We start from the raw sequence: 25,464 nt of genomic DNA on the forward strand, positions 1-25,464 counted from the left end.
CACACACTTTCGGTTCCGCCCGGCGTGCCGGCGCCGGTGAGTCGGGGGACACGCGGGTCAGGCGGTGGCTACCACCTCCCTCAGGAACCGGAGCCCGTCGACGGCGAGCGCGTCCTGCGTGGACGCCAGCGGGCGCCAGATGGACGCGGCGGTCGCGATGGTCGCGTTCTCACCGGTGAACGACTCGATGCACAGCGGACCGGTGTAATCGGCCTCCGCCAGGGCGGCGACGATGTCGGGCCAGTCGAGGGTGTCGTCGCCGGGGGTGCCTCGGTCGTTGGCGCACACCTGGACGTGCGCGATCCGGCCCTTGGCCGACCGGATCGCGCCGCCGACGTGCTTCTCCTCGATGTTCTGGTGGTAGACGTCGACCGCGACACCACACCCGTCGGCGGGCAGGCCGTCCAGTGCCGCGAGGGTCTGCCCGATGGTGTTGAGCAGGCTGGTCTCGTAGCGGTTGAGGGGTTCCACCGCGACCCGCACGCCGGACGCGAGCGCGTACTCGACGACGGGCGCGAGGTTGTCACGCAGCTCGGCGTAGGCGTCCGACCGCTCGCGGTCCGACATGCGCCACGTGCGGCCGACCGAGGCGTAGGCGGGGCCGGCGATGACCGGCGACCCCACCTCCGCCGCGATGTCCACGACCTGCCGCAGGTAGTCCTGGGTGGTGGCGACGGTCGCGGCGTCGGCCGCGACCAGCTCCCTGCCCGGTGGCATCACCAGGCAGACGGTCGCGGTGAGACCGTGGTCGGCGAGCACCCGTGCCGCCCGTGCGGGATCCCAGTCACCGACCTGCTCCACCGGGAGTTCGAGCACGTCGAACCCCCAGCCGGCGGTCCGCGTGGCCAACACGGCCAGCGTCTCGTCGCGCAACGGTGACGTCCAGACCCACGTGTTCACACCGATGGCGTGCACGGGTGCCTCCGTTCCAGTTCCAGGCGGGTTTTCGAGGTCACTTCCAGGGCGCGGGGTAACCCGGCATCCCCTCGCACCCGCACATCGCGTAGTGCAGCGGGGGCATGTCCTGCTTGAGGAAGCTCTGGAGGTTGTCGCCGGTGACCTTCGGCTGCGGGAGCACCCACTCCTTGGGCACCTGCTGGCCGTTGAGGACCTTCAGCGCGGCGATGATCGGGGTGCGCCACTGGTACGTCGGGTAGGTCGGCGCGACGGCGGTCATCTTCTCGTCGGCCCACATGCGCAGGAAGTCCTGCTGGTCCTCGCCGACGAACGCCGGGATCGGCACGCCCGCGTCCTGGAACGCCTCGACCGCGGCGACGGCGGTCGCGCCCGCGTCCATCCACACGCCGTCGATCTGGCCTTCACGCTGGATGAAGTCGTTGACGATGCTCTTGGTCTTGGCCGCGTCACCGTCGGTGAACTCGACGCCGACGACCTTCAGGTCACTGCCGGAGAAGATCTCGTTCGCCGCGGCCCACCGCTGCTCCAGCACGTCCACGCCGGGCAGGATGCGCAGGGCGAGGACCTTGCCGCCCGACTTCACCTTCTCCTTCAGGAACTCCGCGCCGTCCGCGCCGAACGCGAACCCGCCGATCGGGTGGACGAACGTGACCGGACAGGTCGAGTTGACGCCGCGGTCGAACACGATCACCGGCACACCGGTCTTGCAGGCGGCCTCGATGGCGGGCGTCAGCGTCGCCGTCGTGTTCGGGGACACGATCAACGCGCTGCACCCCTGCGAGGCGAACGACTGGATGTCGCTGATCTGCTTGTCGTCCTTGGCCTCCGCGTCCAGCACGGTGAACTTCGTGATCTCCGGGTGCAGCTTCACCTCCTCCTTCATCGTCTTGAAGCCGACCTGCCGCCACGGGTTGTTGACCGCCGCGTTCGAGAAGCAGAGGTGGTGGTTGCCGCCCGGCTTGGCGAACTTGGCCGTGTCGACCAGCTCGGGGGAGATCATCTGCTCCCACGGCTTGTCGGCCGGGCCGTCGGCCGCGGTCGTCCGGAACTTCAACTGGCGCTCGTACTGCGCGCTGTTGAAGAACTCGGACTTCGCGCTCTCGGCCTTGGACGTGCCCGTCGAGCCGGGTGTGCCGCCGTCGGCGGGCAGGTCGCTGCTGCAACCGGCCATGGCGAGCACGCCCGCGACGGCCACGACGGACCACTTCCTGTTCATCGGATCTCCTTGTGCGGCGGTGAGGTGGTGCTGGAGGTGGACTCGGCGGTCGCGGTGCGCGACCTGAACCCGAGCCTGAGGTTGGCGCCGAGGGAGGCGTAGGCCACCGCGGCGATGATGATCACGCCCTGGACGGCGGACTCCAGGGCACCGGAGACGCCGAGCAGGTTCAGCAGGGAGAAGAGGGCTTCCAGGGTCAACGCCCCGGCCGCGGCGGCCACGACGGAGCCACGTCCGCCGCCGAGCAGGACGCCGCCCAGCACCACGGCGGTGATGGCCCGGAACTCCAGGCCCTCCCCCACCTGCGCCGACACGCCCGCGAACCCGCCGAGCAGGATCGCCGCCAGCGCGGCCAGCAGACCGGACAGCACGAACGCCAGCACCTTCAGGCGCACGACCCGTCCGCCGGCCAGCCGCACGGCGTCCTGGTTGTCCCCCACCGCGACCAGCGTTCGGCCCGTGCCGCTGCGCATGAAGTAGGCGGCGGCGACCAGGACGACGAGGAGGATGACCACCGACCACGGCAGGTGACCGAGCACCGGCAGGTCGATCCCGCCGCGGCCGAACACGCGGAACGAGGGCGACAGAGCGCCCCGGGGAGCGCCACCGGTCCACAGGAACACCGCGCCGTCGAGCACGAGCAGCATGCCCAGGGTCACGATGAACGACGGCACCATCAGCTTGGTCGTGATCAGCCCGTTGACCAGGCCGACCAGCACACCGAAACCGAGCAGCAGCGGGATCACCCAGATGGTCGCCGACTCCTGCCCGTCGATCAGCCTGGCCGCGATCACCACCTCGGCCGTGACCAGCGACCCGACCGACAGGTCGAAACCGCCGGAGACGATGACGAAGTACTGGCCGATGGCGAGGATCACCAACGGCGCCGCGCGCTTGAGCAGCGCGAGGTAGCCGGTCGGTTCCGAGTAGGCCGGGCCGGCGAAGGCCAGTGCGACGAGGAGCACGGCCAGCACGGCGAGCACCGGCGCGGTGCCGTCCGCCAATCGGGGACGCCACGTGGTGGGCGCGTTCACCCGGACCTCCTGGAGAGCTGACGGCGGGCGTAGAGCGCCACCGCGACGATGAGGACGATGCCGCGCACCACGTCCTTGAAGAACGGGTCGACCGCGAGGTCGTCGAAGACGGTGTCCAGGGTGGCCAGGATGAGGACGCCGCCGATGGTGCCGACGACACCGCCGCGGCCTCCGGCGAGCGCCGTTCCGCCGAGCACGACGGCCGCGATGGACTCCAGGTCGTAGCCCGCGTCCGTGCCGACGTACGGCGCGCCCGACCCGAGCCTGCTGGCCAGGAACACCCCGGCGAGACCGGCCGCGACCGCGCACAGGACGTGGGCGGTGACGATGGTGCGGCCGGTGCGCACACCGGAGAGCCTGGCCACGTCGATGTCTCCGCCGACCGCGTACATGTGGTAGCCGCCGCGGGTCCGCCGCAGGTACCACCAGGCCGCCCCGGCGACCGCGAGCATGAGCAGCACGCCGACCGGGATGGGGCCGAAGCGGTCGAACCCGAGGTGCTGGAACGCGCGCGGCACGTCGCCGGCCGGTCCGGTGTAGTTCTCCTCCAGGTAGCCCCGCAGGATCAGCGCCACGCCGAGGGTCGCGATGAACGCGTTGACCTTCAGCACGGTCACGACCAGGCCGTTGACCAGGCCGACGAGGGCGGCGACACCGAGGGCCAGCAGCACGCCGGGCACCATCATGCCGTCGCTGCCCGCCATGGTCTCGGCCGCGATGAGCGAGCACAGCCCGACCAGGTAGGCGACCGACAGGTCCAGCGACCCGTTGATGATCACGATGGTCTGGCCGACCGCGACCAGCCCCAGCACGGTGCTGCGGGTCAGGATGTTGAGGATGCCGCCCTGGTCGAGCAGGACGCCGCCCTGGATCCCGACCAGCACGCTCCCGACGATCAGCAACACCGCCAGGGCGAGGTAGACGGTCACGGTCGGGGTGAGGCTGAACCGCCGGACGCCACCTCTGGCGGCTCCCCGGGCGACCTCGATCTTCTCCTGCACGACGCTCACGCCACTTCTCCGATTCCGTGCCCGGTGGCGAGCCCCATGACGGCCTCTTCGCTTGCCCCGGCGGGCAGTTCACCCGCGATGGCGCCCTCGTGGACGACCAGGATCCGGTCGCTCATGCCGATCAGCTCCGGCAGTTCGGACGAGATCATCAGCACCGCGACGCCGTTGCGGGCCAGGTCGCGCAGCAGCCGGTGCACGGCCTGCTTCGCGCCGACGTCGATGCCGCGGGTCGGCTCGTCCACGATGAGCACGCGCGGCCCCACGGCCAGCCACTTGGCCAGCACGACCTTCTGCTGGTTGCCGCCGGACAGGTACCGCACCTCCTGGTGCTCGCCCCGCGCGACGATCTCCACCGACTTCAGCAACGCGCCGAGGTCGGACTTCTTGCGCCCCGCGCCGCCCGGCAACGCCGACCGCCGGACCAGCAGCGCGTTGTCCCGGATGGACTGCCGCAGGGCCAGGCCCTCGCTCTTGCGGTCCTCGGTGACGAAACCGATGCCGAGGCGCACGGCGACACGGGGGTCGGTGATCCGCCGCGCCACGCCGTCCAGTTCCAGCGTGCCGCCGGTGAACGGCTCGACACCCCAGATCGCCCGCGCGATGGCCGACCGCCCGGAGCCTTGCAGCCCGGCGATGCCGACGATCTCCCCCGACCGCAGCTCCAAGGTCACCCCTCGGACCCGCTCGTTCCCCGCGCCGCGCAAGGCCAACCGGACCTCGCCGAGGTCTTCCTCGGTCGCCCGGTCCGGGTAGAGCGCGTCCAGCGAGCGCCCGACCATGTGCCGGACGAGCTGGTCGGACGTCATCTCGGCGGTCAGGGCGCAGGTGACGAACGCGCCGTCCTTCAGCACGGTGATCCGCTTGCTGAGGTCGAACACCTCGCGCATCCGGTGCGAGACGTAGAGGATCGCGATCCCCCGCTTGCGCAGCCGGTCCACCAGGTCGTACAGCAGTTCCACTTCCTGGTCGGCCAGCGCGGCGGTCGGCTCGTCCATCGCCAGCACCTTGGCGTCGGTGGACAGCGCCTTCACGATCTCGACGACCTGCTTGCGGGCGACCGAGAGCCGGCTGATCGGCGCGGCCGGGTCGATCCCGTCCTCACCGAGCCAGTCGAGGAGCTTCCGGGTGTCCTCCTCCATCTTGCGGCGGTCCACCTGGCCCCGCCGGACCGGTTCACGGCCGAGGTAGACGTTCTCCGCGACCGTGCGGTGTTCGAGGAGGTTGAACTCCTGGTGGATGATCGCGATGCCCGCCTCTTGGGCGTCGCGCGGCGTGGTGAAGACGACCGGCTCGCCGTTGACCTCGATCCGGCCGGAGTCGGGCCGGTGCACGCCCGCCAGGACCTTGAGCAGCGTCGACTTGCCCGCGCCGTTCTCGCCCATCAACGCGTGCACCTCGCCCGCGCGCAGTTCGAGGTCGACACCGCGCAGCACCGGCACACCGAGGAAGCTCTTGGTGATCCCGGTGAGGCGGACGACGACGTCCTGTTCGGCACTCATCCGGCCACCCCGGTCTGATCGCCCGCTCCACCCACAGTGGCCTGATCGCCCGCTCCACCCACGGTGGCCTGATCGCCCGCTCCGCCGACAGTGGCCTGATCGCCGACTCCGCCGACGGTGGTCCACTCCCCGGCGGACGCGGCGGACAGCAGGACCGCCTCGGTGATCCGGGTCGCGCGCAGGCCGTCGGCGAAGGTCGGCAGCCCGTCCGGCCGGTCCTCCCCCCGCACGGCGCGGTAGGTGTCGGCGACGAAGGCGTCGAAGCAGTCCTGGTAGCCCTGCGCGTGCCCAGCCGGAAGCCGCGCGTACTTGGCGGCCGAGGGCGAGAGGGTGGACGGGTCGCGCACCAGCACCCGGTTGCCGTCCCGGCGGCCCACCCACAGCCGCTCCGGGTCCTCCTGGTCGAAGGCGAAGCTGGACTCGGTGCCGGAGACCTCCAGGTGCAGCCGGTTCTTCCGTCCGGCGGCGACCTGCGAGACCACCAGCGTCCCGAGGACCCCGGCCGCGGTGGTGAACTGGACGACGGCGGCGTCCTCGGTCGGCGTGACCGAGGGTCGCGGTCGGGCCTGCACGGTGGCGGTCTGGGCGGACAGCCGGTGGATCCGGTCGCCGGTGACGAACTCGAACAGGTCGCACCAGTGCGAGCCGATGTCGGCGAACGCCCGGGACGGCCCGCCCACCGCCGAGTCGACCCGCCAGTCGTCGTCGTTCGGCCCGGCCAGCCAGTCCTGGAGGTACCCGCCGGTCACGGTGGACACCACGCCCGCCTCACCGGACGCCAGCCTGGCCCGCAGCTCGCGCACCATCGGGTGAAATCGGTAGACGAACGGGACGGTCCCCACCCGGCCCGCGGCCAGCGCCGCGGCGGTCAGGGCGTCGGCCTGCACCGCGCTGGTGGACAGGGGCTTCTCGCAGATGACGTGCGCACCCGCGGCCAGCGCCGCCTCCACCGCTTCCGCGTGCCGGGCGTTCGGCGTGCACACGTGCACCACGTCCGCCCCGGCTTCGGCCAGCAGCGCGTCGAGATCCGGGTACCCGCGCTCGGCGCCCACGGTCCGCGCGGCGTGGTCGGCGGCCTCCGGGGTGCTCGCCACGGCGGCGACCACCGCGGCCCCGGCACGCCGGGCCGCTTCGGCGTGCACACGGCCCATAAACCCAGCACCCACCACGGCAACCCGCAGTGTCCGAGGCTCGGTACGACCGCTCTCGGCCGTTTGAGTTAGGTGGGTCACAGTCATGCGGCGAACGGTAAGGGGGCTAATGGCGGATGTCAATCAAAAGTCGGTGAGGTTTCAGCGAGTTGCGCCGTATTGGCTCACTCTCTGGTTCAATTGAGGGGTGAAAGAAGACGTTCCCTCCGTCGGCGCCGCTTCACCGGGCGAGCTGCTGCGACTCCTGCGCGACGGCGTGCCCCGCACCCGCTCGGAACTCACCACGGTCACCGGGCTGGCGCGGTCGACCGTGCGGGCCAGGCTGGACGCGCTCCTGGACGCGGGCCTCGTCAGCGACGGGGGCAGCGAGGCCTCGACCGGTGGCCGACCGGCCGGCCGGTTCGTGTTCAACGCCCGCGCGCGGGTGGTGCTCGCCGCCGAGGTCGGCGCGACCCACGCCACCATCGCGGTGACCGACCTGACCAGCGCGCCGCTGGCTGTCCGCCGGCTCGACCAGGACATCGCCGAGGGTCCGGAAGTGGTCCTGCCCCGGCTGATCGCGGCCTGGCGGGCCCTGCTCGCCGAGACCGGCCTCGAATCGACGCGCGTGGCGGGTGTCGGCATCGGCCTGCCCGGCCCGGTCGAGCACTCCACCGGGCGGCCGAACAACCCGCCGATCATGCCCGGCTGGGACGGCTACGACGTGCCCGGCCTGATCAGCGCCGAGCTCGGTGTCCCGGTGCTGGTGGACAACGAGGTCAACCTGATGGCCCTCGGCGAGCACACCACGTCGTTCCCGGAGGCCGAGCACCTCATCGTGATCAAGGTGGCGACCGGTATAGGCGCCGGTTTCATCAGCAACGGCCTGCTGCACCGCGGCGCGGTGGGCGCGGCGGGCGACCTCGGGCACATCCTCGCGCCGCACGCAGGCGACGTGCCGTGCCGCTGCGGGAACACCGGTTGCCTGGAGGCCGTCGCCAGCGGCTCCGCGATCGCGGCGGCCTTGCGCGCCAAGGGAGTCGAGGCGTACACCAGTTCCGACGTGGTGGCGCTGGTCCGGGCGGGCAACCTCGAAGCCGGTCAGGCGGTGCGGCAGGCGGGCCGCAACATCGGCGAGGTGCTGGCGGCGTGCGTGAGCATGTTCAACCCGTCGCTGATCGTCGTGGGCGGCACCGTCGCGCTGGCCGGCGAGATGCTGCTGGCCGGTGTGCGCGAGGCGATCTACCGCCGTTCGTTGCCGTTGGCGACCGGGAACCTGCGCATCGTGCCGTCCCAGGCGGGTGACGACGCCGGTGTCCTGGGCGCGGCGGCGATGGTGGTGCAGCACGTCCTCTCACCGGCCGTTGTGGACCGACAACTCGCCTGACCACCCGGGAACCGCCGCGGCGCAACGCTTTCGCGGACACCCACCGACTAGGAGGCGCGCGTGCCATCAGAAGCCGCAGCCCGTGCCCGACCGGTTCGCGACGTCGTGGTGTGGAGCCGCGGCATGGTGGAGCCGGCGCTGCGTGCCGCCGTCGACGGGTTGCCGGGGTCGGTGCGGCACGTCGCCGGGTACCACCTGGGGTGGTGGGACGAGCACGGCGAGCCGACCGCTTCGGGCGGTGGCAAGGCGATCCGGCCCGTGCTGGCCCAGCTCGCGGCCGAGGCGGTCCACGGGTCCGCGATCGACGCCGTCCCGGCCGCCGCGGCGGTGGAACTCGTGCACAACTTCTCGCTGCTGCACGACGACGTGCTCGACGGCGACCTGACCCGCCGCCACCGGCCGACGGCGTGGCACGTCTTCGGCGTCCACTCGGCGATCCTGGCCGGGGACGCCATGCTGGCGTCCGCCTTCGACGTGCTCGCCGCCAGTGGCCACCCGGCCGCGTTGACCGGCGTGCGGATGCTCAACGCCGCGGTGCTGAACCTGGTCGAAGGTGAGCACGAAGACCTCGCGTTCGAGGCCAGGCACGACATAGCGGTGGCCGAGTGCGTGGCGATGGTCGAACGCAAGACCGCCGGTCTCCTCGCCGACGCGTGCGCCCTGGGCGCCCTGTTCGGCGGCGGCGGACCCGCAGAAGTGGCCGGACTGCGTGACTTCGGCCTGAAGGTGGGCGTCGCGTTCCAACACGTCGACGACCTGCTGGGCATCTGGGGCGACCCGGCCGTGACCGGCAAGCCGGTGCACGGGGACCTGCACGCCCGCAAGAAGTCGCTGCCCGTGGTCGCCGCCCTGACATCCGGCACACCGGCCGGTCGGGAACTCGCCGTGCTGTACCGGGACGCGGTCATCGAACCGGCGCGCATGGCGGAACTCGTGGAGGCGGCAGGCGGTCGCAAGTGGAGCGAACAGCAGGCGGGCCTGCTCCTCTCCCAGGCCCTGCACCACCTCGACTCGATCGACCTCGCACCACGCCCGGCCGCAGAACTCGCCGCCCTGGCCAACACCATCGTCCACCGCGACCACTGAGATGGCCCCAGGCGCTGCCGCACTTCTGACCCGCGATCGCCAAAAGCGTGGTCAGGCCACCTGCCGCACGCGCTTCGGTCCGAGCACCGCCAAGAGGGCACCCGCCAGCATGACGACCGCGCCCACCGCTTGGAGGCGGGAGAACGACTCGCCCAGGAACGCGGTGGAGCACGCGGCGCCGAAGACCGGCACGGTGAACATCATGATCGTCGCGGTCGACGGGCTGACCCGGCGCAGACCCTGGTAGTAGAACAGGTACGCGATCGCCGTCGGCCCGATCGCCAGGTACACCACGTTCGCCCAGACGCCGGCCGGCACGGTCGACCACTCCACCTGCGGCACGGTCGGTATCGCCAGCGCCATGAGCCCCAACGCGCCGATCCCAGTCCCCCACGCCGTCGCCCGCAGCGAGTCGGAACCGGCCAGCAGGCTCTTCGACGTGATGCTGTAGACCGCCCAGCAGCCGGCGGCGAGCAGGAACACCAGATCGCCCCACAACCGCGACGCGCCCGCCTGCCCGTCCACGCCGAGGAAGAACACCACCGCGCCCGCGAGCCCGAGCGCCAAGCCCGCCAACCGGGCCGCCGACGCCCGCTCCCGTCCCAGCACGAGCAGCAGGATCGTGGTCAGCACCGGGCTGAGGACCGGCACGATGATCGTCCCGTCCAGCGAGGGCGCCATCGACAGCCCCCAGAAGAACAGGACGTTGTAGCCGAGCACCCCGAGCAGACCCACCAGCCCCGAGCGGGTGGCTTCACGCCGGGTGAACGGCCCGCGTCGCCGTCCGAGGACCACCGCGAGCGCGACCAGGACGAGCGCGCCGCCACCGAACCGCAGTGCGGCGGCCACCTGGTGCGGCAGTTCGCCGACCACGGTCTTGGAACTGGCGAACGCGCTGCCGAAGAGCGCCATCGTGACCAGCAGGTGCAGGTACGGCGTCACGCCGTGATCTTGCGCATCGTCCTTCATCGTGTCCCCCGAAGTCGCGCCCCTGCGGCGAGTCTACGAAGGGGTCACCGGCTCAGGTGGGCCACCAGCGCGTCGGTCGCCTGCCGGGTCGACGCGGTGCCGCCGACGTCGGCCGTCCTGGTTGACGGGTCGGCGAGGACCGATTCCACGGCGGCCAGCACGTCGGCGGCGGCCTCGGGGTGTCCGAGGTGGTCGAGCATGAGGGCGGCCGACCAGACCGCGCCCACGGGGTTGGCCACGCCGCGGCCCGTGATGTCCGGCGCGGACCCGTGCACCGGCTCGAACATGGACGGATGCGTGCGGGTGGGGTCGAGGTTGGCCGACGGCGCGATGCCGATGCTGCCCGCCACCGCGGCGGCCAGGTCGCTGAGGATGTCGCCGAACAGGTTCGAACCGACCACCACGTCGAACCGCTCCGGCTGGAGCACGAACTTCGCCGCCAACGCGTCGATGTGCTCCTGGTCCCACCGCACTCCCGGGTGGCGCGCCGCGCGCTCGGCCACGATCTCGTCCCAGAACGGCAGCGTGTGCACGATGCCGTTGGACTTGGTGGCGGACGTCAGCCTGCCCCGCCGGCCGGCCGCCAGTTCGAAGGCGTAGTCGACGATCCGGGTCACCCCGCTCCGGGTGAAGATCGCCTCCTGGACCGCCAGCTCGTCCGGGAAACCCCGGTTGAACCGGCCGCCCACCTCGCTGTACTCGCCCTCCACGTTCTCCCGCACGACGACGAGGTCCACCTCGCCGGGACGGGCGTTCCGCAGCGGGCTGTCGAGCCCGGGGAACACCCGGATCGGCCGCAGGTTCACGTACTGCCGGAAGGCACGCCGGATCGGGATCAGCAGGCCCCACAACGACACGTGGTCGGGCACGTCCGGCCGGCCCACCGCGCCGAGCAGGATCGCGTCGAACGCCCGCAGCGCGTCCAGCCCGTCGGCCGGCATCATCGCCCCTTCGGCCCGGTACCGCCCGCACGACCAGTCGAACTCCACAAAGGACAGTTCCAGGCCGTGCGCCGCCGACACGACGTCCAGCACCTCAAGGGTCGCCGCGATCACCTCCGGCCCGATGCCGTCACCCGGGATGACCGCGATGCGGTGCGCCGACCCGGGCATCAGGCGCCGATCCCCACCAGCGCGACCATGGCGGGCAGGCCGAGCAGGATCACCACCGCGCCGATCACGTCGAAGGAGGCGCCGGACCTGATCATCTTGGTGATCGGCACCGCGCCGGAGCCGTAGACCACCGCGTTCTGCGGCGTCGACACCGGCAGCATGAACCCGAACGACGCGGCGAACGTCGCGGCCAGCGCGGGCACGAACGGATCGGCGCCGGCGGCCACCGCGATCGGGATGACGATCGGCACCACGACGGCCGCCGACGCCGTGTTGCTGGTCGTCTCCGACACCAGGATCGCCAACACCACCGCGAAGATCGTGATGGGCACGACGCTGCTCAGGCCGAGCGCGTCGGACGCGGACTCGCCCAGGGTCTTGGCCAGGCCGGTGCTCGCCAACAGCGAGCCGAAGATGATGCCCGTGCCGAACAACAGGATGGTGCCCCAGTCGATCTCCGCGGCGTCGCGCCAGCGGAGGGTGAACTCGCGCTTCGGCCAGTCCGTCGGCAGCAGGTACAGCAGGGACGCGCCGAGCACCGCCACGATGCCCTCGTCGAGCCGGTCGCTGATCGCCGCGTAGACGTCCGAGTCGTTGCCCGCCACGAGGGCGACGATGCCGGGCACGATCCACAGCGTCACGGTGACGCCGAAAGCGATCAGCGTGTTCTTCTCCGCGCGCGACAACGGACCCATGGCGGCACGCTCGCGCGCGACGTACTCGCCGACACCTTCGATGCGCTGGATCTCCGGCCGGTTGAGCAGCAACAGCACGACGGCCAGCACCACGAACATGAGCGCGCAGATCGGCAACGCCGCGGCCGTCCACTGGGCGAACGAGATGCGTTCGCCGGTGGCCTTCTCGATCAGGCCGCGGCCGATCAGGTTCGGCGGGCTGCCGACCGGTGTCAGCAGGCCGCCGACGCTCGCGCCGTACGCGAGCATCAGCATGATCGCGGTGCCGACCCGCAGCCGCAGCGGGTCGAAGTCCGCCGCGACCATTCCCCTGTCCTGCAACAGCTTGGCGATGACGCCGAGGATGCCGAGCGCGGTCGGCAAGAGCATCGCCACCGTGGCGGTGTTGGACACGAACGCCGAGAGCACGCAGGTGATCCCGCCGAACGCGATGATCACGCCCGTGGTCGAGCCGCCGACCCGCGGCAGGGCCAGGATGCGGAACGCGAACCGGCGCGCCAGGCCGTGCTTGAGCATCGCCTGGGCCAGGATGAACGCCCCGATGAACGTGAAGATCGTCGCGGAGCCGAACGGGCGCAGCGCGTCGTCGGGCGGCACGACGTTCAGGATGACGACGGCCGCGACGCCGATCAGCCCGCCGATCGGGATCGGGACCGCCTCGGTGATCCACAGCACGATCACGCCGAGCAGGATGCCGCCGAGGGTCTGCTGGTTCCCCGGCACGTCCAGGGGCAGTGCCAGGAAGACGATCGTGACGAGCGGCGCGAGCCACAGCCCGACCGTGCGGCGGCCCCGCTCGAACTTCTCCTCGGCCGGGGACAGCCGCTGCTCCCCCAGGCCGCGGTAGGTCGCATGGCCGAGCAGCGCCTTGTCGACGTCGGTTCGGTTCGCCGGCTTCTCGTCCGCCATCGGGGCCTCCCGTCGATCCACCCACCAGCGTGGCACCGGTGACGCCCACCGGCCACCCCACCGCCGTTGATCCGAAAGGCTGAATCGATCCGATCTTCTCCCTGGAGGTCGTCGCCCGCTCGCATAATGGCCCGACTTGCCGGGGTGGTGCACAAGGCAGTCCTGGGAGACTCATGCCCGATGACGAGGGTGACTTAGCCGGGGTGGACGGCGTTTCCACCCACCTGGTCGACGAGTTGGTGCGGCGGCCCGGCGGACAGGCGCGGCCGTTGCCGCTCGTCGTCGCGCTGGGCGCCCGCGGAACCGGCAAGACCGCATTGCTGCGGCGGATTCGGGACCGGTGCGCCAATCGGGTGCCGTGGGCGATGTTGGACCTCGAAGAACTGGGCGAGGCCCGCCCGAGTGGGATCCTGACCGGGATCGCGTTCGAACTCAGTCGGGACGTGCCGCAGTTCGGCCGGATCGCGTTCCCCAGGCTGTGGCTGTGCGCGCTGGTCCTCACCGGCAACCTGAACCACACCGACCGGGGCCAGGCGCTGGCGGAGGTCAACGCCGTGATGCGCGAGGACCGGCCCGTGGAACAGCACCGGCAGCAGGTGTTGGGCCTCGCCCAACTCGCCGCGGACGCGGCCGGTCTGCCCGGCTGGGCGCCGTCGGCGACGGACGCGCTGCTCAACGGCCTCGACTGGCTGTCCCGCCGCCGGGTGCTGCGTGCCATCAAGGGCATGTCGCGGTCCGCGCCGCGTGATCCCCGCGACCTGCTGGTGGACCTGCACCACAAGGACAAGGGTGCTTCGGACGATCGCGCCGCCGTCGACGCCATCGTGTTCGACGCCTTCCTCGCCGACCTGCACCAGGCCTTCACCGGCCGGCTCCACCAGCTGCGCCGGACCGCGAACTGCGTGGTGCTGCTCGACAACGCCCACACCCCGGCGGGCAAGGCGTTCCTGTCCGGTCTCCTCGCGGCGCGCAGGCGGTCCGGGGCCGGAGGAGACCACGCGGCCGTGTTCGTGACCAGCCGGACGTGGAACGTCGACTGGAACGGCACCTGGCGGCGGCCCGGCACGCTCCCCACCGGCAACGCGCCCCTTCCGCCCACACCCGAAGAGGTCAAGCGGGACTTGCGCACCGAGTGGCGGCACTGGTTCCTGGTCCGACTGGGGCACTTGAATCCCGCCGACACCGAGGACATGGTCAAGCGCGCCGCCACGTCCCGCCTGCCCGCGTCGCTGCCCTACCGGCTGACCCACGGCCACCCGGGCGGTCTGCGGACGATGCTCGACGTGCTGGCCCGGCAGGAGGAGCACGTTCCCCTGCGGCGGCTGCTATCCGTGCCGGCCCATCCCGACCGGACCGCGTCCTTCGCCGACGAGGCACTGGGCCGATTGCTCGGCGACCTGCCGGCGTCACAGGTGGACGACCTCGTCACGGCGAGCGCGGGACGGGGCGTGGAGTTCCTGTCCGACGCGGCCATCCTCGGCACCGACCTGCCGGACGGCGGCGGCGCGCTGTACACGTTCCTGCTGAACAACTTCCTGCTGACCGTGGCAGACGACGGCGACGCCCGACGCGTTGTGCTGGACCCGTGGTTGCGCACCCTGCTGCTGCATCGGCTCGCCCAACGCGAGGACCCCGAACGCGGCTGGGACGCGGTGCACCGCCGCTGCCGGGACCACTACGAGGACCAGGGGCAGGCCACCGAGGCGCAGTACCACGACCTCGCCCTCGGCAACGTCCGCTCGGCGGTGGCGCACCTCGCCGGCCCGTTCACGTCCGACCGGCAGCTGGACATGGCCACCGCGCTGAAGTGGTTGGCAGAGCTCGACGTCATCACGTCCGCGCCCAACCGGCTGCCGCGCGACGCCGAGCCGTTGACGCAGGTCGAACAGCTCATCGAGGGCGTCCCGCCCACCGGGTCGCACGGCGCGGCCCTGGCCAGGCTCGTCGCCGCGCTCTGGATCGCGGCCGACCCGCTCGGCGATCCCGACGACACGCTGCGAGGTCGGATCATGGAGGCCTACCGGCGGCTCGGACAGCACGGTGGCGAGGGCTCGATCCTGTTGCACGACCGGGCCGAGAGGTGACGCAGATGAGCGTGGACGTGCCACGACCGCCCTTCCGGCGGCCGCTGATCGTGGTGCTCGTGGTCCTGCTCGTCGCCCTCGGCGTGGTGGGATACCTGGTGGCGGATGACCGTCTGGGACGCTGCGACGGCCAGGAGGACGTGCGCAGGGCCGCGGACACCGGCGAGTGCGTCGGCGTCACCGCCGCCGAGAGCGACTTCGACCAGCCCCAGCTCGGTGGCGTCATGGACCGCATCCGGACGGCGAACGCGGACGCCCGCACGGACCGGGAGTTCGTCAGCGTCGCGGTGTTCCTGCCGATGACGACGGTCCCGGGCGGCATCACGACCCAGGACTGGGTGCGCAGCCAGCTCCAAGGCGCGTCGCAGGCGCAGGTGACGTTCAACCGGAGCGCACGGCCCAAGGTGCAGCTGCTGCTCGCCAACCCGGGCAACGACATGCGGCACTGGCGGTCCGTCGTGGACGACCTCGACTCCCGGCGGGACGGCCCCGACCACCTGGTCGCCGTGACGGGCATCGGGTTGAGCCTCGGGCACGCCCGTGACGCGATGCGGCGCCTGTCCGAGCTGCGCATCCCGATCGTGGGTTCGACCATCACCGCCGACGACCTCGCCGGCATCCCCGGCCTGCTGCGGCCCGCGCCGACCAACGACCGCCAGGCCCGTGCGGCGGCCGACCACGTCAAGGGCACCGGCGCGACGACCGTGTTGCTGGTGCAGGACACCAACAACACGGACCTGTACCCCGAGACGCTGGCCAAGGCGTTCCGGGACCAGTTCGACGACGGCGCGCACCGGGTGCTCGAACAGGCGCAGCAGTACGACTCCGGGCTGGGCAGCGTGGAGAACGCCTTCGCCCTGATGATGCCCAACATCTGCGCCACCCAGGCGGACGTGGTGTTCTTCGCGGGCCGCGGCCGTGACCTGGCGCGCTTCGTGGAGCGGCTGGCCACCCGGTTGTGCCGGGAGCGGGTGATCCACATCGTCACCGGTGACGACATGTCGGCCGAACAGCTGCTCAGCGAGTCGTTCAAGCGGGGCCTGAACGCGGGGGTGGACGTCACCTACACCGATCTCGCGGACGGGGCGGCGTGGGAGGCGGATCGGCTGAAGCCCCTCGCCGAGCGCAAGTTCCCGGACACGGCGGTCCAGACCTTCCTCGGCGACGAGCGGGATTCGGCGACGTGCTTCCGGTGCATGTTCGGCCCGGTGGCGGCGGGCGACGACGGCGCAATCATGTCCTACGACGCGATGCTCACCGTCACCACGGCGATCCAGCGGGCCTCCGGTGCGACGGCCCAGCGCGTGTCCACCACCCAGGTGTTGCAGGCGTTCAACTCGCTCAACGGCGAGAACGCCGTGCCGGGGGCGAGCGGGCTGCTGTCCTACGACAACGACGGCAGCGCGCACCAGAAGATCGTGCTGCTGATGCGGCTGGACGGCGCCGGTGTGCCGACGTTCGTGGACCTGGTGTCGGGCTGAGGACCGTCGGGCCTGATGAACGGCGGGCTGAGACACGTCGGGCCGGGAAACGTCAGAGGCCCCGGGCTGTTGCCCGGGGCCTCTGCACCACGTGGTAGCGGGGACAGGATTTGAACCTGCGACCTCTGGGTTATGAGCCCAGCGAGCTACCGAGCTGCTCCACCCCGCGTCGCTAAAACCAGTCTACGCCATCATGGACGCGGGTTCACACCACCCCAGGTCAAGCAGCGATTTCGCAGGTCAGAGGCTCGTCAGGCCTCCCAGGCGGTGCAGGAGACGTGCAGGTTGCGCCCGCTCGGTTCGTCACTCAGCACCAGGCAGGTCACCCGACCCCGACGATGCCGCCGTTCCGCGGCGCGTTGTCACCGACCTGCGAGTCGGACTGTCCAGCCATATCGGCTCCCTGTGCGCACTGCCGTCGCCGATCAAGTCGGAATCCGGGCGATCCGAGGACAGCCTCCGCGGCAAATCCACTCGATCGACGTAATTCGGCACAGAACAGGGCCGGATTCCCCCGGAAACCGCGCCCACCTGGATGATCTTCGGACCCGCGCCCGGCGGTGAGTGCCGGGGTCGGCGACGGCCGTCCCGGTACGTAGGATTGCCCGGATTCGCAATCCGGAAGGGTGAGGTGCCGGCGATGGACGTGGGCCGCTTGGTAGCCGGGCGATACCGGCTGCGCGGGCGCCTCGGGGCCGGTGCGATGGGCGTGGTCTGGCAGGCGGTGGACGAACGCCTGGGCCGCGAGGTGGCGCTCAAGCAACTGGTGGTGCCCGAGGGCGCCGATCCGGTCGAGGCGGCGGGCCGTGCCGCGCGCGAGGGGCGCATCGCCGCCCGGTTGCAGCACCCGAACGCGGTGACCGTGCACGACGTCGTCGAGGAGGACGGCAGACCGGTCCTCGTCATGGAGTACCTGCCCGCGCGGACCCTGGCCGACAAGATCGCCGAACGCGGCTCCCTGCCCGCCGAGCAGGTCATGCGCGTCGGCGCGCAGATCGCGGGTGCGCTGACGGCGGCGCACGCGGCGGGCATCGTGCACCGGGACGTCAAGCCGGGCAACATCCTGCTGACCGACGACGGCACCGCGAAGATCACCGACTTCGGCATCTCCCGTGCCGTCGGGGACGTCACCGTCACCAAGACCGGGCTGCTCGCCGGAACGCCCGCGTTCCTCGCGCCCGAAGTCGCGCTGGGCCGTGAACCTGGGCCCGCCTCCGACGTGTTCTCCCTCGGCGCCACGCTGTACGCGGCGGTGGAGGGGCGTCCGCCGTTCGGCGACAGTGACAACGCCATCGCCTTGCTGCACACCGTCGCCGCGGGCCACTACGCCCCTCCGACGCAGGCGGGGCCGCTGACCGACGTGCTGGTGGAGCTGCTGCGCGCCGACCCGTCCACCCGGCCGACCATGGCGCAGGCCGCCGACCGGTTGCGCGCGGTGCGACCGGCACCGGCGCCGACCCGGCTCGACCTGCACCCGGCCGGCCCGCTGACGGCCCCGTCACTCGGCCCGTTGTCAGGGCCAATGTCAGGGCCCATGTCAGGGCCACCATCAGGTCCACCACATGGTTCGCAGTCAGGTCCGCCACATGGTTCGCAGTCGGGTCTGCCACACGGCCCGTCGTCAGGCCCCTCACACGGCCCGTCAGGCCCCTCACACGGCCCGTCGTCAGGTCCGCCACACGGTTCGCTACTCACCCCACCACCAGGGCCGGCGCGTCGAGGAGGTCTCGTCGCGCTGATCGCCGTGGCCGTCGCGGCGCTGGTCGTGTTCGGCGTGGTGCTGGCGACCAAGGCGTCGAACACCACAGGCGGGACCACGCCGACAACCGTCACGTCCGCCGGTCCGACGACCCTCGCCCCGGAACAGCTGGAAAAGGTGGTGGCCGACTACTACGGGCTGCTGCCGGAGAACCCGACTCGCGCGTGGGACCTGCTCGGGCCGGGCCTCCAGGCGCAGGGCAGGCAGCAGTACGAGAAGTCCTGGGGCGACATCAAGGACCTGACCATCAGCACGCCGCCCGACGCCACCGGCCCGGACTCCGTCACCGTCGGCATCGACTTCACCGGCGCGGAGGGCAGGAAGTACCGCGAGTCGCACCGGCTGGGGCTCGTCGTCCGCAACGGCACGCCGCTGATCAATTCCGATGAAGTCCTTTCCCAGCAACGCATCGGCGGCGGCAAGGACGACAAGGACGACGACGATGACGATGACAAGAAGGACGACAAGAAGCGCGGTGAGGGCAACGGCGGCGGCTGAGCCGTCATAAGTACCGGCGCACGCCACCGGCCGTTCACCTCGACGACGCCTCCGCGGGTTACAAAGCCCGCGCCGTCATCGAGGTAGGAGACCCCATGGCCCGTCCGGTCCGTCTTGTCGCAGGTCTGCTGGTCTGCGGGGTGACCATGTCGCTGCTGCCGTCGTCCGCGACGGCGACCGCCCCCGGCCGCTTCCAGCGCGTCGACACGTTGTCCGTGTTCCACAACAGTTCCGCCACCGAGCACACCGCGGCCGAGATCGCGGCGGCGACCGAGGACGGTCGGACCGTGGTCTACACCGACTCCCCGGGCGGGCGGATCGGGTTCGCGACGGTCGGCCGGGACGGCGGTCTGGAACCCGGCGGGGTGCTGGACATGCCGGGTGAGCCGACCTCTGTGGACATCGTGGGTCGGTTGGCCTTGGTCGCTGTCAACACTTCCGCGTCGTTCACCGCGCCCTCCGGCGTGCTCGTGGTGGTCGACCTGGACAACCGGACCGTCGTGGCCACGCACGACCTGGGCGGGCAGCCGGACTCGATCGACATCTCCCCCGACGGCCGGCACGCCGCCGTGGCGATCGAGAACCAGCGTGACGAGGACGTCGACGACGGCGCGATGCCACAGGCTCCGGCGGGCTTCCTGACGATCGTGAACCTCGACGGCGCTCCGACCGCGTGGACGCTGCGCCAGGTCGGGCTCACCGGGATCGCCGAGGTCGCGCCGGGCGACCCCGAGCCCGAGTACGTCAGCATCAACGGCCGGGGCCAGGTGGCCGTGACGTTGCAGGAGAACAACCACATCGCCATCGTCGACCTCGCTTCCGCCACGCTGGTGAACCACTTCTCCGCGGGTACGGCCACGGTGGAGGGCGTGGACGTCGAGGACGACGGCCGGATCGACCCCACCGCGACGATCACCGCGGCCCGTGAGCCGGACGCGGTGGCGTGGTTGGACGACCACACGCTCGGCACCGCCGACGAGGGCGACTACCAGGGCGGCTCGCGCACGTGGACGGTGTTCGACGCGGCGTCCGGTGAGGTCGTGCACTCGTCGGGCAACGAACTCCAGCAGGCCGCGATCCGCCAGGGCCAGTACCCCGACGGCCGTTCGGACAACAAGGGCGTCGAGCCCGAAGGTCTGGCGGTGGTGTCGTTCGGGCGCGACAGGTACGCGTTCGTCGGCATGGAACGCGCCAACATGGTCGCGGTCTACGACGTGAACGACCCGCGCCGGCCGCGGTTCCTCCAGGCGTTGCCGACCGGTGTCGGTCCGGAGGGCCTGCTGCCGATCCCGGCGACCGGAACGCTGATCGTGTCGGCCGAGGAGGACTCCGCCAAGGACGGCGTGCGGTCGTCGCTCACGTCCTACCGCATCACCCGGATGCCGCTGTCGGTGTCCGCGGCGCGCAACGAAGGCACGCCGTCCATCGTGTCCGACGGCATCGGTTTCGGTGCCCTGTCGGGTCTTTCCGCCATCCCCGGCAACAACCGTGACGTCGTCGCGATCACCGACTCGGCGTACAGCCCGACCCGGGTGCTGACCGTCGACACGGTGTCGACGCCCGCCCGCGTGCACGCGGAGCTGGTCGTGACCAAGGGCGGGCAGCCGGTGGACTACGACGGCGAGGGCATCGCCGTGCGCCGGGACGGCGGCTACTGGCTGGCCGCCGAGGGCAACGGCAAGGCGCGGCCGAACCTGCTGGTCGAGGTGACGGCGACGGGTGAGGTCGTCCGCGAGGTGCCGCTGCCCGCCGCGGTGGCGGAAACGGCCACCAGCAACGGTTTCGAGGGCGTGACGACGACCGGCGGCGGTGCCGGCGAGCAGGTGTGGGTCGCCGTGCAGCGGGAGTGGAAGAGCGACCGTCCCGGGCAGGCGACCCTGGCCCGCTTCACCCCGGCCACGGGCGAGTGGGCGTTCGTGGCCTACCCGCTCGACGCCGCGCCCGCCGGGGCCTGGGTCGGCCTGTCCGAGGTGACCGCCCTGGACGACCGCACGCTGCTCGTGCTGGAACGCGACAACCAGCGCGGCGACGCGGCGGTGCTCAAGAAGGTCTACCGGGTGGACGTCTCGCAGGTCGCCCCCGCCGCCGCGGGCCAGGCCAAGCCGGTGGTGGCCAAGACCGAGGCGCGAGACCTGCTGCCCGCCCTGACCGCGGGCGGCGCGGTGGCCCACGACAAGCCCGAAGGCCTGGCCGTCGTCGGTGACGGGCCGCGGCGGCGACTGGTCGGCGTGGTGGACAACGACGGCGTGGACGACGCGCCGGGCGAATCGGTGTTCCTCCGCTTGGGCGCTGTCCGCTAGCCATCCGCCAGAGCCATCCGCTAGTCCTGCGGGGTGCCCGGACCGGTCGGTTCGGGCACCCGCCGCATGTTTCCGCAACCATGTCGGAGTCCGTAGTCGTCCTGCGGGTTCGCCCTTGACGGAGGCCGGGCGGCGACCGTACCGTCGTCGTGATCGTTTAAGTTGCGCAATGTTCCAGGTGTCTCGACCTCTGATCGCCTTCGGGTGGCCACAACGGCCCCGAGCGATCGGCCGGCGGACACCGCACCCGGAGTAGGACCGATGAGCAGTCAGTTTTCGACACCACGTCTGGGAGCGCTCCCAGGCAGTTGAGGCCGAGTGCTCACGAGCTTCGAGAACCGTCGGTTCCGGCCGCCCCCGGAACCGGCGGAAGTCCACGTCGTCGATCAATGAAGATTTGGCGGTTCACATGCTTCGCTTCTCTGAAAGCGCACCCGACGGGCCTCGCCAACCGGGCGGCGGTTCGAAGAAGGCCCCGTCGCCCAAGGCCCTCGTGTGGCGGGCGTCGGCGATCTTCGGCGCCTGCCTGACGCTGCTGACGACCCTGGTGGTGGTGACCTTCGGCGCGGGTAACGCCTCGGCCCACGGCGCGGTGAGCGACCCGCCGTCGCGCCACTACGGCTGCCACAACCGGTGGCCCAACGGCCCGACGCAGCAGATGGCCACCGAAGACCCCATGTGCTACCAGGCGTGGCAGGCCAACCCGTCCGCGATGTACAACTGGAACGGCCTGTTCCGCGAAGGCGTCGCCGGCAACCACCAGGGGGCCATCCCCGACGGGCAGCTGTGCAGCGGCGGCCTGACCTTCGACGGCCGCTACGCCGCGATGGACAAGGTCGGCGCGTGGAACGCCCCGAACCGGCCCAACCAGTTCACCATGAACCTGAACGACACGTCCTCGCACGGCGCCGACTACATCCGCGTCTACTCCACCAAGCAGGGCTTCAACCCGAAGACCCAGGCTCTGAAGTGGGGCGACCTGGAGCTGGTCGGCCAGACCGGCAGGATCCCCACGGGCACCCGGACGCCCATCGAGGTCAACGCGCCCGGCCGCAGCGGCCACCACATCCTGTTCACCGTGTGGCAGGCCAGCCACCTCGACCAGAGCTACTACGCGTGCAGCGACGTGAACTTCAACGGTGGGACGACCACGACGACGACCCCGACCAGCACCACCTCCACCAGCACGACCACGACCACCACGACCAGCACCACGACGACCACCAACCCGGTGGCGGGCTGCTCCGCCACCTACCGGGTGACCTCCCAGTGGTCGGGTGGCTTCCAGGGCGAGGTGCGCGTGGCGGCCGGCACCACGCCGATCAACGGCTGGACAGTGAGCTGGACCTTCGCCAACGGTGAGCGGATCAACTCCTCCTGGAGTTCGACCCTGACCACGAGCGGGTCCACGATCACCGCCCGCAACGCCGCCTACAACGGCTCGGTCGGCGTCGGTTCCAGCGCGAGCTTCGGCTTCGTCGCCTCCGGCACCTCGGCCAACGCCTACACCCTCACATGCGCCGCATCCTGATGTGATCCCGAGTCCGCCCGTCGGCTACCACAGCGGCGGGCGGACTTCGCGTCTCAGAAGTTGGCGTGGGCCGTTCGGACGGACTGCTCGGCCTGCGCGTCCCGGAACTCGAAGGTCGAGCCGTCCGCGAACGCCAGCCGCACGAACCACTCCGGTTGGACCGCCCGTCCCAGCGGCACGGCCTCCGGACGCGCGGTGGTGACGGGACCCTCCCACCAGGTCACGAGCGCCGGCGCGTCGGGCTGCGACTGCCCGAGGGAGCGCACGCGGCCCAGCAGGCCACCGGACGCGGGCGCGGCGGGCCTGGTCGCCTCGCCGTCCACCACCAGCGCGAGCCGCCGGTTGGTCAGCAGCAGCCGGCACTCGTCGCGGCCGGCGGTGAACAGGTCGGCCCACCGGGCGGCGATCCGGTCGGGCCCTGGGGCGTGGGCCCAGGCCCAGACCGCCGGGTCGTGCACCCACTCGTCGTGGTGGAACCGCCCCTCGCCCACCGCGCGGGTCGGCAACGGCCACTCGGGCACGGTCACGTCCAACGCGGCCGTGTCGGTCCGGTGCGGCGCGGTGCGGGTCGGTCCGATCGTGCTGCCGACGTGGCCCTCCGGGTCGACCACCCAGACGACCTGCTCGCCCGGCCCGACCCAGCGCTGCTGGGCGATCTCGCCGATCTTCAGCCTGTTCTTGGGCAACTTCCCCGTCCTCTACCGGCCATTGACCAGGGCTAGCAACCGTTGCGCGTGACCGGATCCGTGACCGGCGACGATGTCGATGCCCGAACCGTCCACAAGCGACACGCGGAGCACGTGGACGGCGCCGGTCGTGTAGTCGTACGGCAGCTTGCGTTCCGCCACGGCGACGCCCGCGATCCCCCCTCGCGGGACCTCGGCCAGCGACTCGACGTCGGCCGTCTCGATCGGGACGTGCGCGGGATACGGGTTCTTGCCGGCCAGCGCGTCGCGCGCGCTCTTCGCCAAGCCCCAGACCTGGTCGAGCAACGACTTGTCCGGTTCCGCGTCGGGCGCTCGGGGTTCCGGCTCCGTCCGCACCCAGGCCATCCGCCGCGGTGTCAGCACCCACCACGCGAACGTCAGGTCCTTCACCGCCAGCCCTGCCCCGACCGCCATCGTGCCGGCGCCCGGCCCGAACACCACCGCCTTCGGCGGCGCCTGGCCCTGGTCACGGGGACCGCCGGCGGACGCGGCCGCGGCCGCGGTGCCCAAGGCGCGCAACGCCTTGCCCCCGAGGCTCCGTTCAGGCTCGCCCCACCAGTCCAGGCCGCTCACGTCGAAGCAGGAACCGGTCGACCCGACCGGCGCGCACAGCAGGATGGGCTCGTCCGGCGCGCACCACGACTGCCGGAGGGCCGGCACTCCGTCCAGCTTCACCAGTTGAACCCGCGTTCCTGCGTCTCCCGGCGTTCCTCTTCGGACGGCTTGTTCTGCGCGGCGTCGTAGGCGGCGTCGGCGCCGAACTTGATGGCGCCGTCGACAGCCGCGTCGACAGCGGCGTTGGTCGCCGCGGCGGCGAACCTGGTCTCGCCGCCGAGCACCCCGCTGAGGACGGTCTGGCTGATGTTGCCCGCCAGCGCGCCCTCGCCGGTGACGCCGTCCATGAACCGGTTCCCCGTGGTCGAGGCGAGCGAACTGTCATCCGCCCTGGTCAGGATGTTGACCAGCGGGTTGGAGCCGGCACGGCGGCCGACCGCCTGCTCCAGCATGTTGCCGCCGCGCAGGCTGTTCATCCGCTGGATGACCTGGCGCAGCGGGCCGCGCAGCCGGGTCAGCAGCTGCTCCAGCCGCTTCATCATCTGGAACAGCTTCATCTGGAGCTTCGTCACGCGCATGGTGAGCCGGACGCCGGTGCTGCCGACCTGCACCGTGGTCGTCGCGCCCGCCGCCGCCACCGAACCGCCCGCGGTGATCCACGAGGCGGCGAGCGCGGCCAGCCACTGCACGATCAGGCCGATGATCAGCTCGGTCAGGATCTGGACCACGAACTCGACGAACATGTCGAACAGGTCCGCGATCATGTCCAGCGTCTGTTTGAGGCCGCGCACGTCCTCGGCCAGCGCGGACACCCCGCCGCTGAACTCGGTGATCTGCTTGCGGAACGCGTCGCCCGCGTCGCCGACCCAGAGGGCGCTGGTCGCGTCCGCGCGCTTCTGCTCGGCCTCGGCGACCTGGTCCAGCCAGGTCGCGACCTCTTCCCAGCCGTTGCCGGTGGCGCGCATCTGCTCCGGATCGCCGATCGCCCACTCCGCGATCTCGATCAGCGGGCTGAGCACGATCGACACCAGGAAGCCCAGGCCGTTGTCCATCAGCGCCTTGCCGGGGCTCGCGATGGTCTCCAGCAGCTCCATCCGGCCGGCGACGGTCGCCGCGGCCATCTGCGGCGGGCTGGTGGCGTCGGCCAGGTCCTGCATGGCCCCGATGCCCGAGCTGCCGCGCCCGGCGGCCTGCTCGAACCAGTTCTTCTGGTCGCCGCCGTTGAGGTCGGCGAACGTGCCCGGTCCGGAGTTCACCGGCCACCGCCCAGGCCGTCACCGATCGTCGTGAACGCCTGCGAGATGCCGTCGTCCACGCCCTTGTAGACCTCGAAGCTGCCCTTCAGCTGCTCGCCGGTCTGCTTCAGGAAGTCCTGCGCGTCGGTGGCCAGCTGCCGGCACTCGTCAAGGCTGGAGAAGTAACCGCTGCTCAGGCCCACGGCATCGCCGATCGGACCGAAGCACTGGTCGTCCACCCTGGCTTGCTCCAGCAGGTCGGCCAACGCGCCGAACTTCTCGGCGAGGCTCTCGCTGCCCGCCGCGAAGGCGGTCAACGCCTCCGGAACGACGTTGAAAGTCATCCTGT

General features: G+C 71.4%; 20 protein-coding genes and 1 tRNA gene. 7 read left to right on the forward strand and 14 right to left on the reverse strand.

Annotation, left to right across the window (positions count from 1 at the left end; translation table 11 throughout):
- Positions 1-57: 57 nt before the first annotated feature.
- Genes F4560_RS12790 through F4560_RS12815 form a run of 6 tightly spaced genes read right to left on the reverse strand, consistent with a single transcriptional unit; the run spans position 58 to position 6,915 of the window.
- Entirely contained in the window at positions 58-915 is an 858-nt protein-coding gene (locus F4560_RS12790) for a sugar phosphate isomerase/epimerase family protein (protein ID WP_184919776.1), read from the reverse strand.
- Positions 916-952: 37 nt separating this feature from the next.
- A complete protein-coding gene (locus tag F4560_RS12795; RefSeq protein WP_184919778.1) occupies positions 953-2,134 on the reverse strand; it encodes a substrate-binding domain-containing protein in 1,182 nt (393 codons plus the stop codon).
- Complete coding sequence (locus tag F4560_RS12800; RefSeq protein ID WP_184919780.1) at positions 2,131-3,168, reverse strand: ABC transporter permease; 1,038 nt, start codon at positions 3,166-3,168, stop codon at positions 2,131-2,133. The genes F4560_RS12795 and F4560_RS12800 overlap by 4 nt, the downstream gene beginning before the upstream one ends.
- The gene (locus F4560_RS12805; RefSeq protein WP_184929111.1) at positions 3,165-4,157 is read right to left on the reverse strand and encodes an ABC transporter permease; all 993 of its coding nucleotides are present in this window, start codon (positions 4,155-4,157) and stop codon (positions 3,165-3,167) included. The genes F4560_RS12800 and F4560_RS12805 overlap by 4 nt, the downstream gene beginning before the upstream one ends.
- 17 nt (positions 4,158-4,174) lie before the next feature.
- The gene (locus F4560_RS12810; protein WP_184919782.1) at positions 4,175-5,677 is read right to left on the reverse strand and encodes a sugar ABC transporter ATP-binding protein; all 1,503 of its coding nucleotides are present in this window, start codon (positions 5,675-5,677) and stop codon (positions 4,175-4,177) included.
- A complete protein-coding gene (locus F4560_RS12815) occupies positions 5,674-6,915 on the reverse strand; it encodes a Gfo/Idh/MocA family protein (RefSeq protein WP_184919784.1) in 1,242 nt (413 codons plus the stop codon). Before F4560_RS12815 ends, F4560_RS12810 begins: the two co-directional genes overlap by 4 nt.
- Positions 6,916-7,015: 100 nt before the next feature.
- Between F4560_RS12815 and F4560_RS12820 the strand changes: the two genes are divergently transcribed.
- Positions 7,016-8,194, forward strand: a complete 1,179-nt coding sequence (locus F4560_RS12820) for an ROK family transcriptional regulator (RefSeq protein ID WP_184919786.1) — start codon at positions 7,016-7,018, stop codon at positions 8,192-8,194.
- Between the two features lie 60 nt (positions 8,195-8,254).
- Positions 8,255-9,280 carry a family 2 encapsulin nanocompartment cargo protein polyprenyl transferase gene (locus F4560_RS12825; protein ID WP_312869283.1) on the forward strand — a complete coding sequence of 342 codons (1,026 nt, stop codon included), beginning with the start codon at positions 8,255-8,257 and terminating at the stop codon, positions 9,278-9,280.
- Positions 9,281-9,331: 51 nt separating this feature from the next.
- Here F4560_RS12825 and F4560_RS12830 read toward each other — a convergent pair whose 3' ends face one another.
- Genes F4560_RS12830 through F4560_RS12840 form a run of 3 tightly spaced genes read right to left on the reverse strand, consistent with a single transcriptional unit; the run spans position 9,332 to position 12,965 of the window.
- Positions 9,332-10,249, reverse strand: a complete 918-nt coding sequence (locus F4560_RS12830) for a DMT family transporter (protein ID WP_184919788.1) — start codon at positions 10,247-10,249, stop codon at positions 9,332-9,334.
- A gap of 44 nt (positions 10,250-10,293) precedes the next feature.
- Positions 10,294-11,361 (reverse strand): tartrate dehydrogenase, encoded by a 1,068-nt coding sequence (locus F4560_RS12835; protein ID WP_184919790.1) that lies wholly within the window; start codon positions 11,359-11,361, stop codon positions 10,294-10,296.
- Complete coding sequence (locus tag F4560_RS12840) at positions 11,361-12,965, reverse strand: SLC13 family permease (protein WP_184919792.1); 1,605 nt, start codon at positions 12,963-12,965, stop codon at positions 11,361-11,363. Before F4560_RS12840 ends, F4560_RS12835 begins: the two co-directional genes overlap by 1 nt.
- 173 nt (positions 12,966-13,138) lie before the next feature.
- Between F4560_RS12840 and F4560_RS12845 the strand changes: the two genes are divergently transcribed.
- Both F4560_RS12845 and F4560_RS12850 read left to right on the forward strand, forming a co-directional pair.
- Positions 13,139-15,049, forward strand: coding sequence for a hypothetical protein (locus F4560_RS12845; protein WP_184919795.1), 1,911 nt, complete (start codon positions 13,139-13,141; stop codon positions 15,047-15,049).
- Between the two features lie 5 nt (positions 15,050-15,054).
- Positions 15,055-16,530: a type 1 periplasmic-binding domain-containing protein gene (locus tag F4560_RS12850; protein WP_184919797.1), complete on the forward strand. Its 1,476-nt coding sequence runs from the start codon at positions 15,055-15,057 to the stop codon at positions 16,528-16,530.
- Positions 16,531-16,622: 92 nt separating this feature from the next.
- On the opposite strand, the gene F4560_RS12855 is transcribed toward F4560_RS12850, so the two are convergent.
- Positions 16,623-16,699, reverse strand: a tRNA-Met gene (locus F4560_RS12855).
- Between the two features lie 471 nt (positions 16,700-17,170).
- On the opposite strand from F4560_RS12855, the gene F4560_RS12860 reads away from it, so the two are divergent.
- The 3 genes from F4560_RS12860 (at position 17,171) to F4560_RS46105 (ending at position 22,618) form a co-directional block, all read left to right on the forward strand.
- Positions 17,171-18,787 (forward strand): serine/threonine-protein kinase, encoded by a 1,617-nt coding sequence (locus F4560_RS12860; RefSeq protein ID WP_184919799.1) that lies wholly within the window; start codon positions 17,171-17,173, stop codon positions 18,785-18,787.
- Between the two features lie 95 nt (positions 18,788-18,882).
- Positions 18,883-21,087: an esterase-like activity of phytase family protein gene (locus F4560_RS12865; protein ID WP_184919801.1), complete on the forward strand. Its 2,205-nt coding sequence runs from the start codon at positions 18,883-18,885 to the stop codon at positions 21,085-21,087.
- A 409-nt stretch (positions 21,088-21,496) separates the two neighbouring features.
- Positions 21,497-22,618: a lytic polysaccharide monooxygenase gene (locus F4560_RS46105; protein WP_184919803.1), complete on the forward strand. Its 1,122-nt coding sequence runs from the start codon at positions 21,497-21,499 to the stop codon at positions 22,616-22,618.
- 53 nt (positions 22,619-22,671) lie between these two features.
- On the opposite strand, the gene F4560_RS12875 is transcribed toward F4560_RS46105, so the two are convergent.
- From F4560_RS12875 to F4560_RS12890, 4 genes are read right to left on the reverse strand one after another with little or no spacing between them, the layout of a single operon-like run.
- Positions 22,672-23,304 carry a hypothetical protein gene (locus tag F4560_RS12875; RefSeq protein ID WP_184919805.1) on the reverse strand — a complete coding sequence of 211 codons (633 nt, stop codon included), beginning with the start codon at positions 23,302-23,304 and terminating at the stop codon, positions 22,672-22,674.
- Between the two features lie 12 nt (positions 23,305-23,316).
- Positions 23,317-24,000, reverse strand: coding sequence for a hypothetical protein (locus tag F4560_RS12880; RefSeq protein ID WP_184919807.1), 684 nt, complete (start codon positions 23,998-24,000; stop codon positions 23,317-23,319).
- Positions 23,997-25,136, reverse strand: coding sequence for a WXG100 family type VII secretion target (locus F4560_RS12885; protein ID WP_184919809.1), 1,140 nt, complete (start codon positions 25,134-25,136; stop codon positions 23,997-23,999). The genes F4560_RS12880 and F4560_RS12885 overlap by 4 nt, the downstream gene beginning before the upstream one ends.
- Entirely contained in the window at positions 25,133-25,459 is a 327-nt protein-coding gene (locus F4560_RS12890; RefSeq protein WP_184919811.1) for a hypothetical protein, read from the reverse strand. Before F4560_RS12890 ends, F4560_RS12885 begins: the two co-directional genes overlap by 4 nt.
- Between the last annotated feature and the right edge of the window lie 5 nt (positions 25,460-25,464).

Origin of the sequence: Saccharothrix ecbatanensis, from assembly GCF_014205015.1 — a bacterium.
In the GTDB taxonomy this organism is placed as follows: domain Bacteria; phylum Actinomycetota; class Actinomycetes; order Mycobacteriales; family Pseudonocardiaceae; genus Actinosynnema; species Actinosynnema ecbatanense.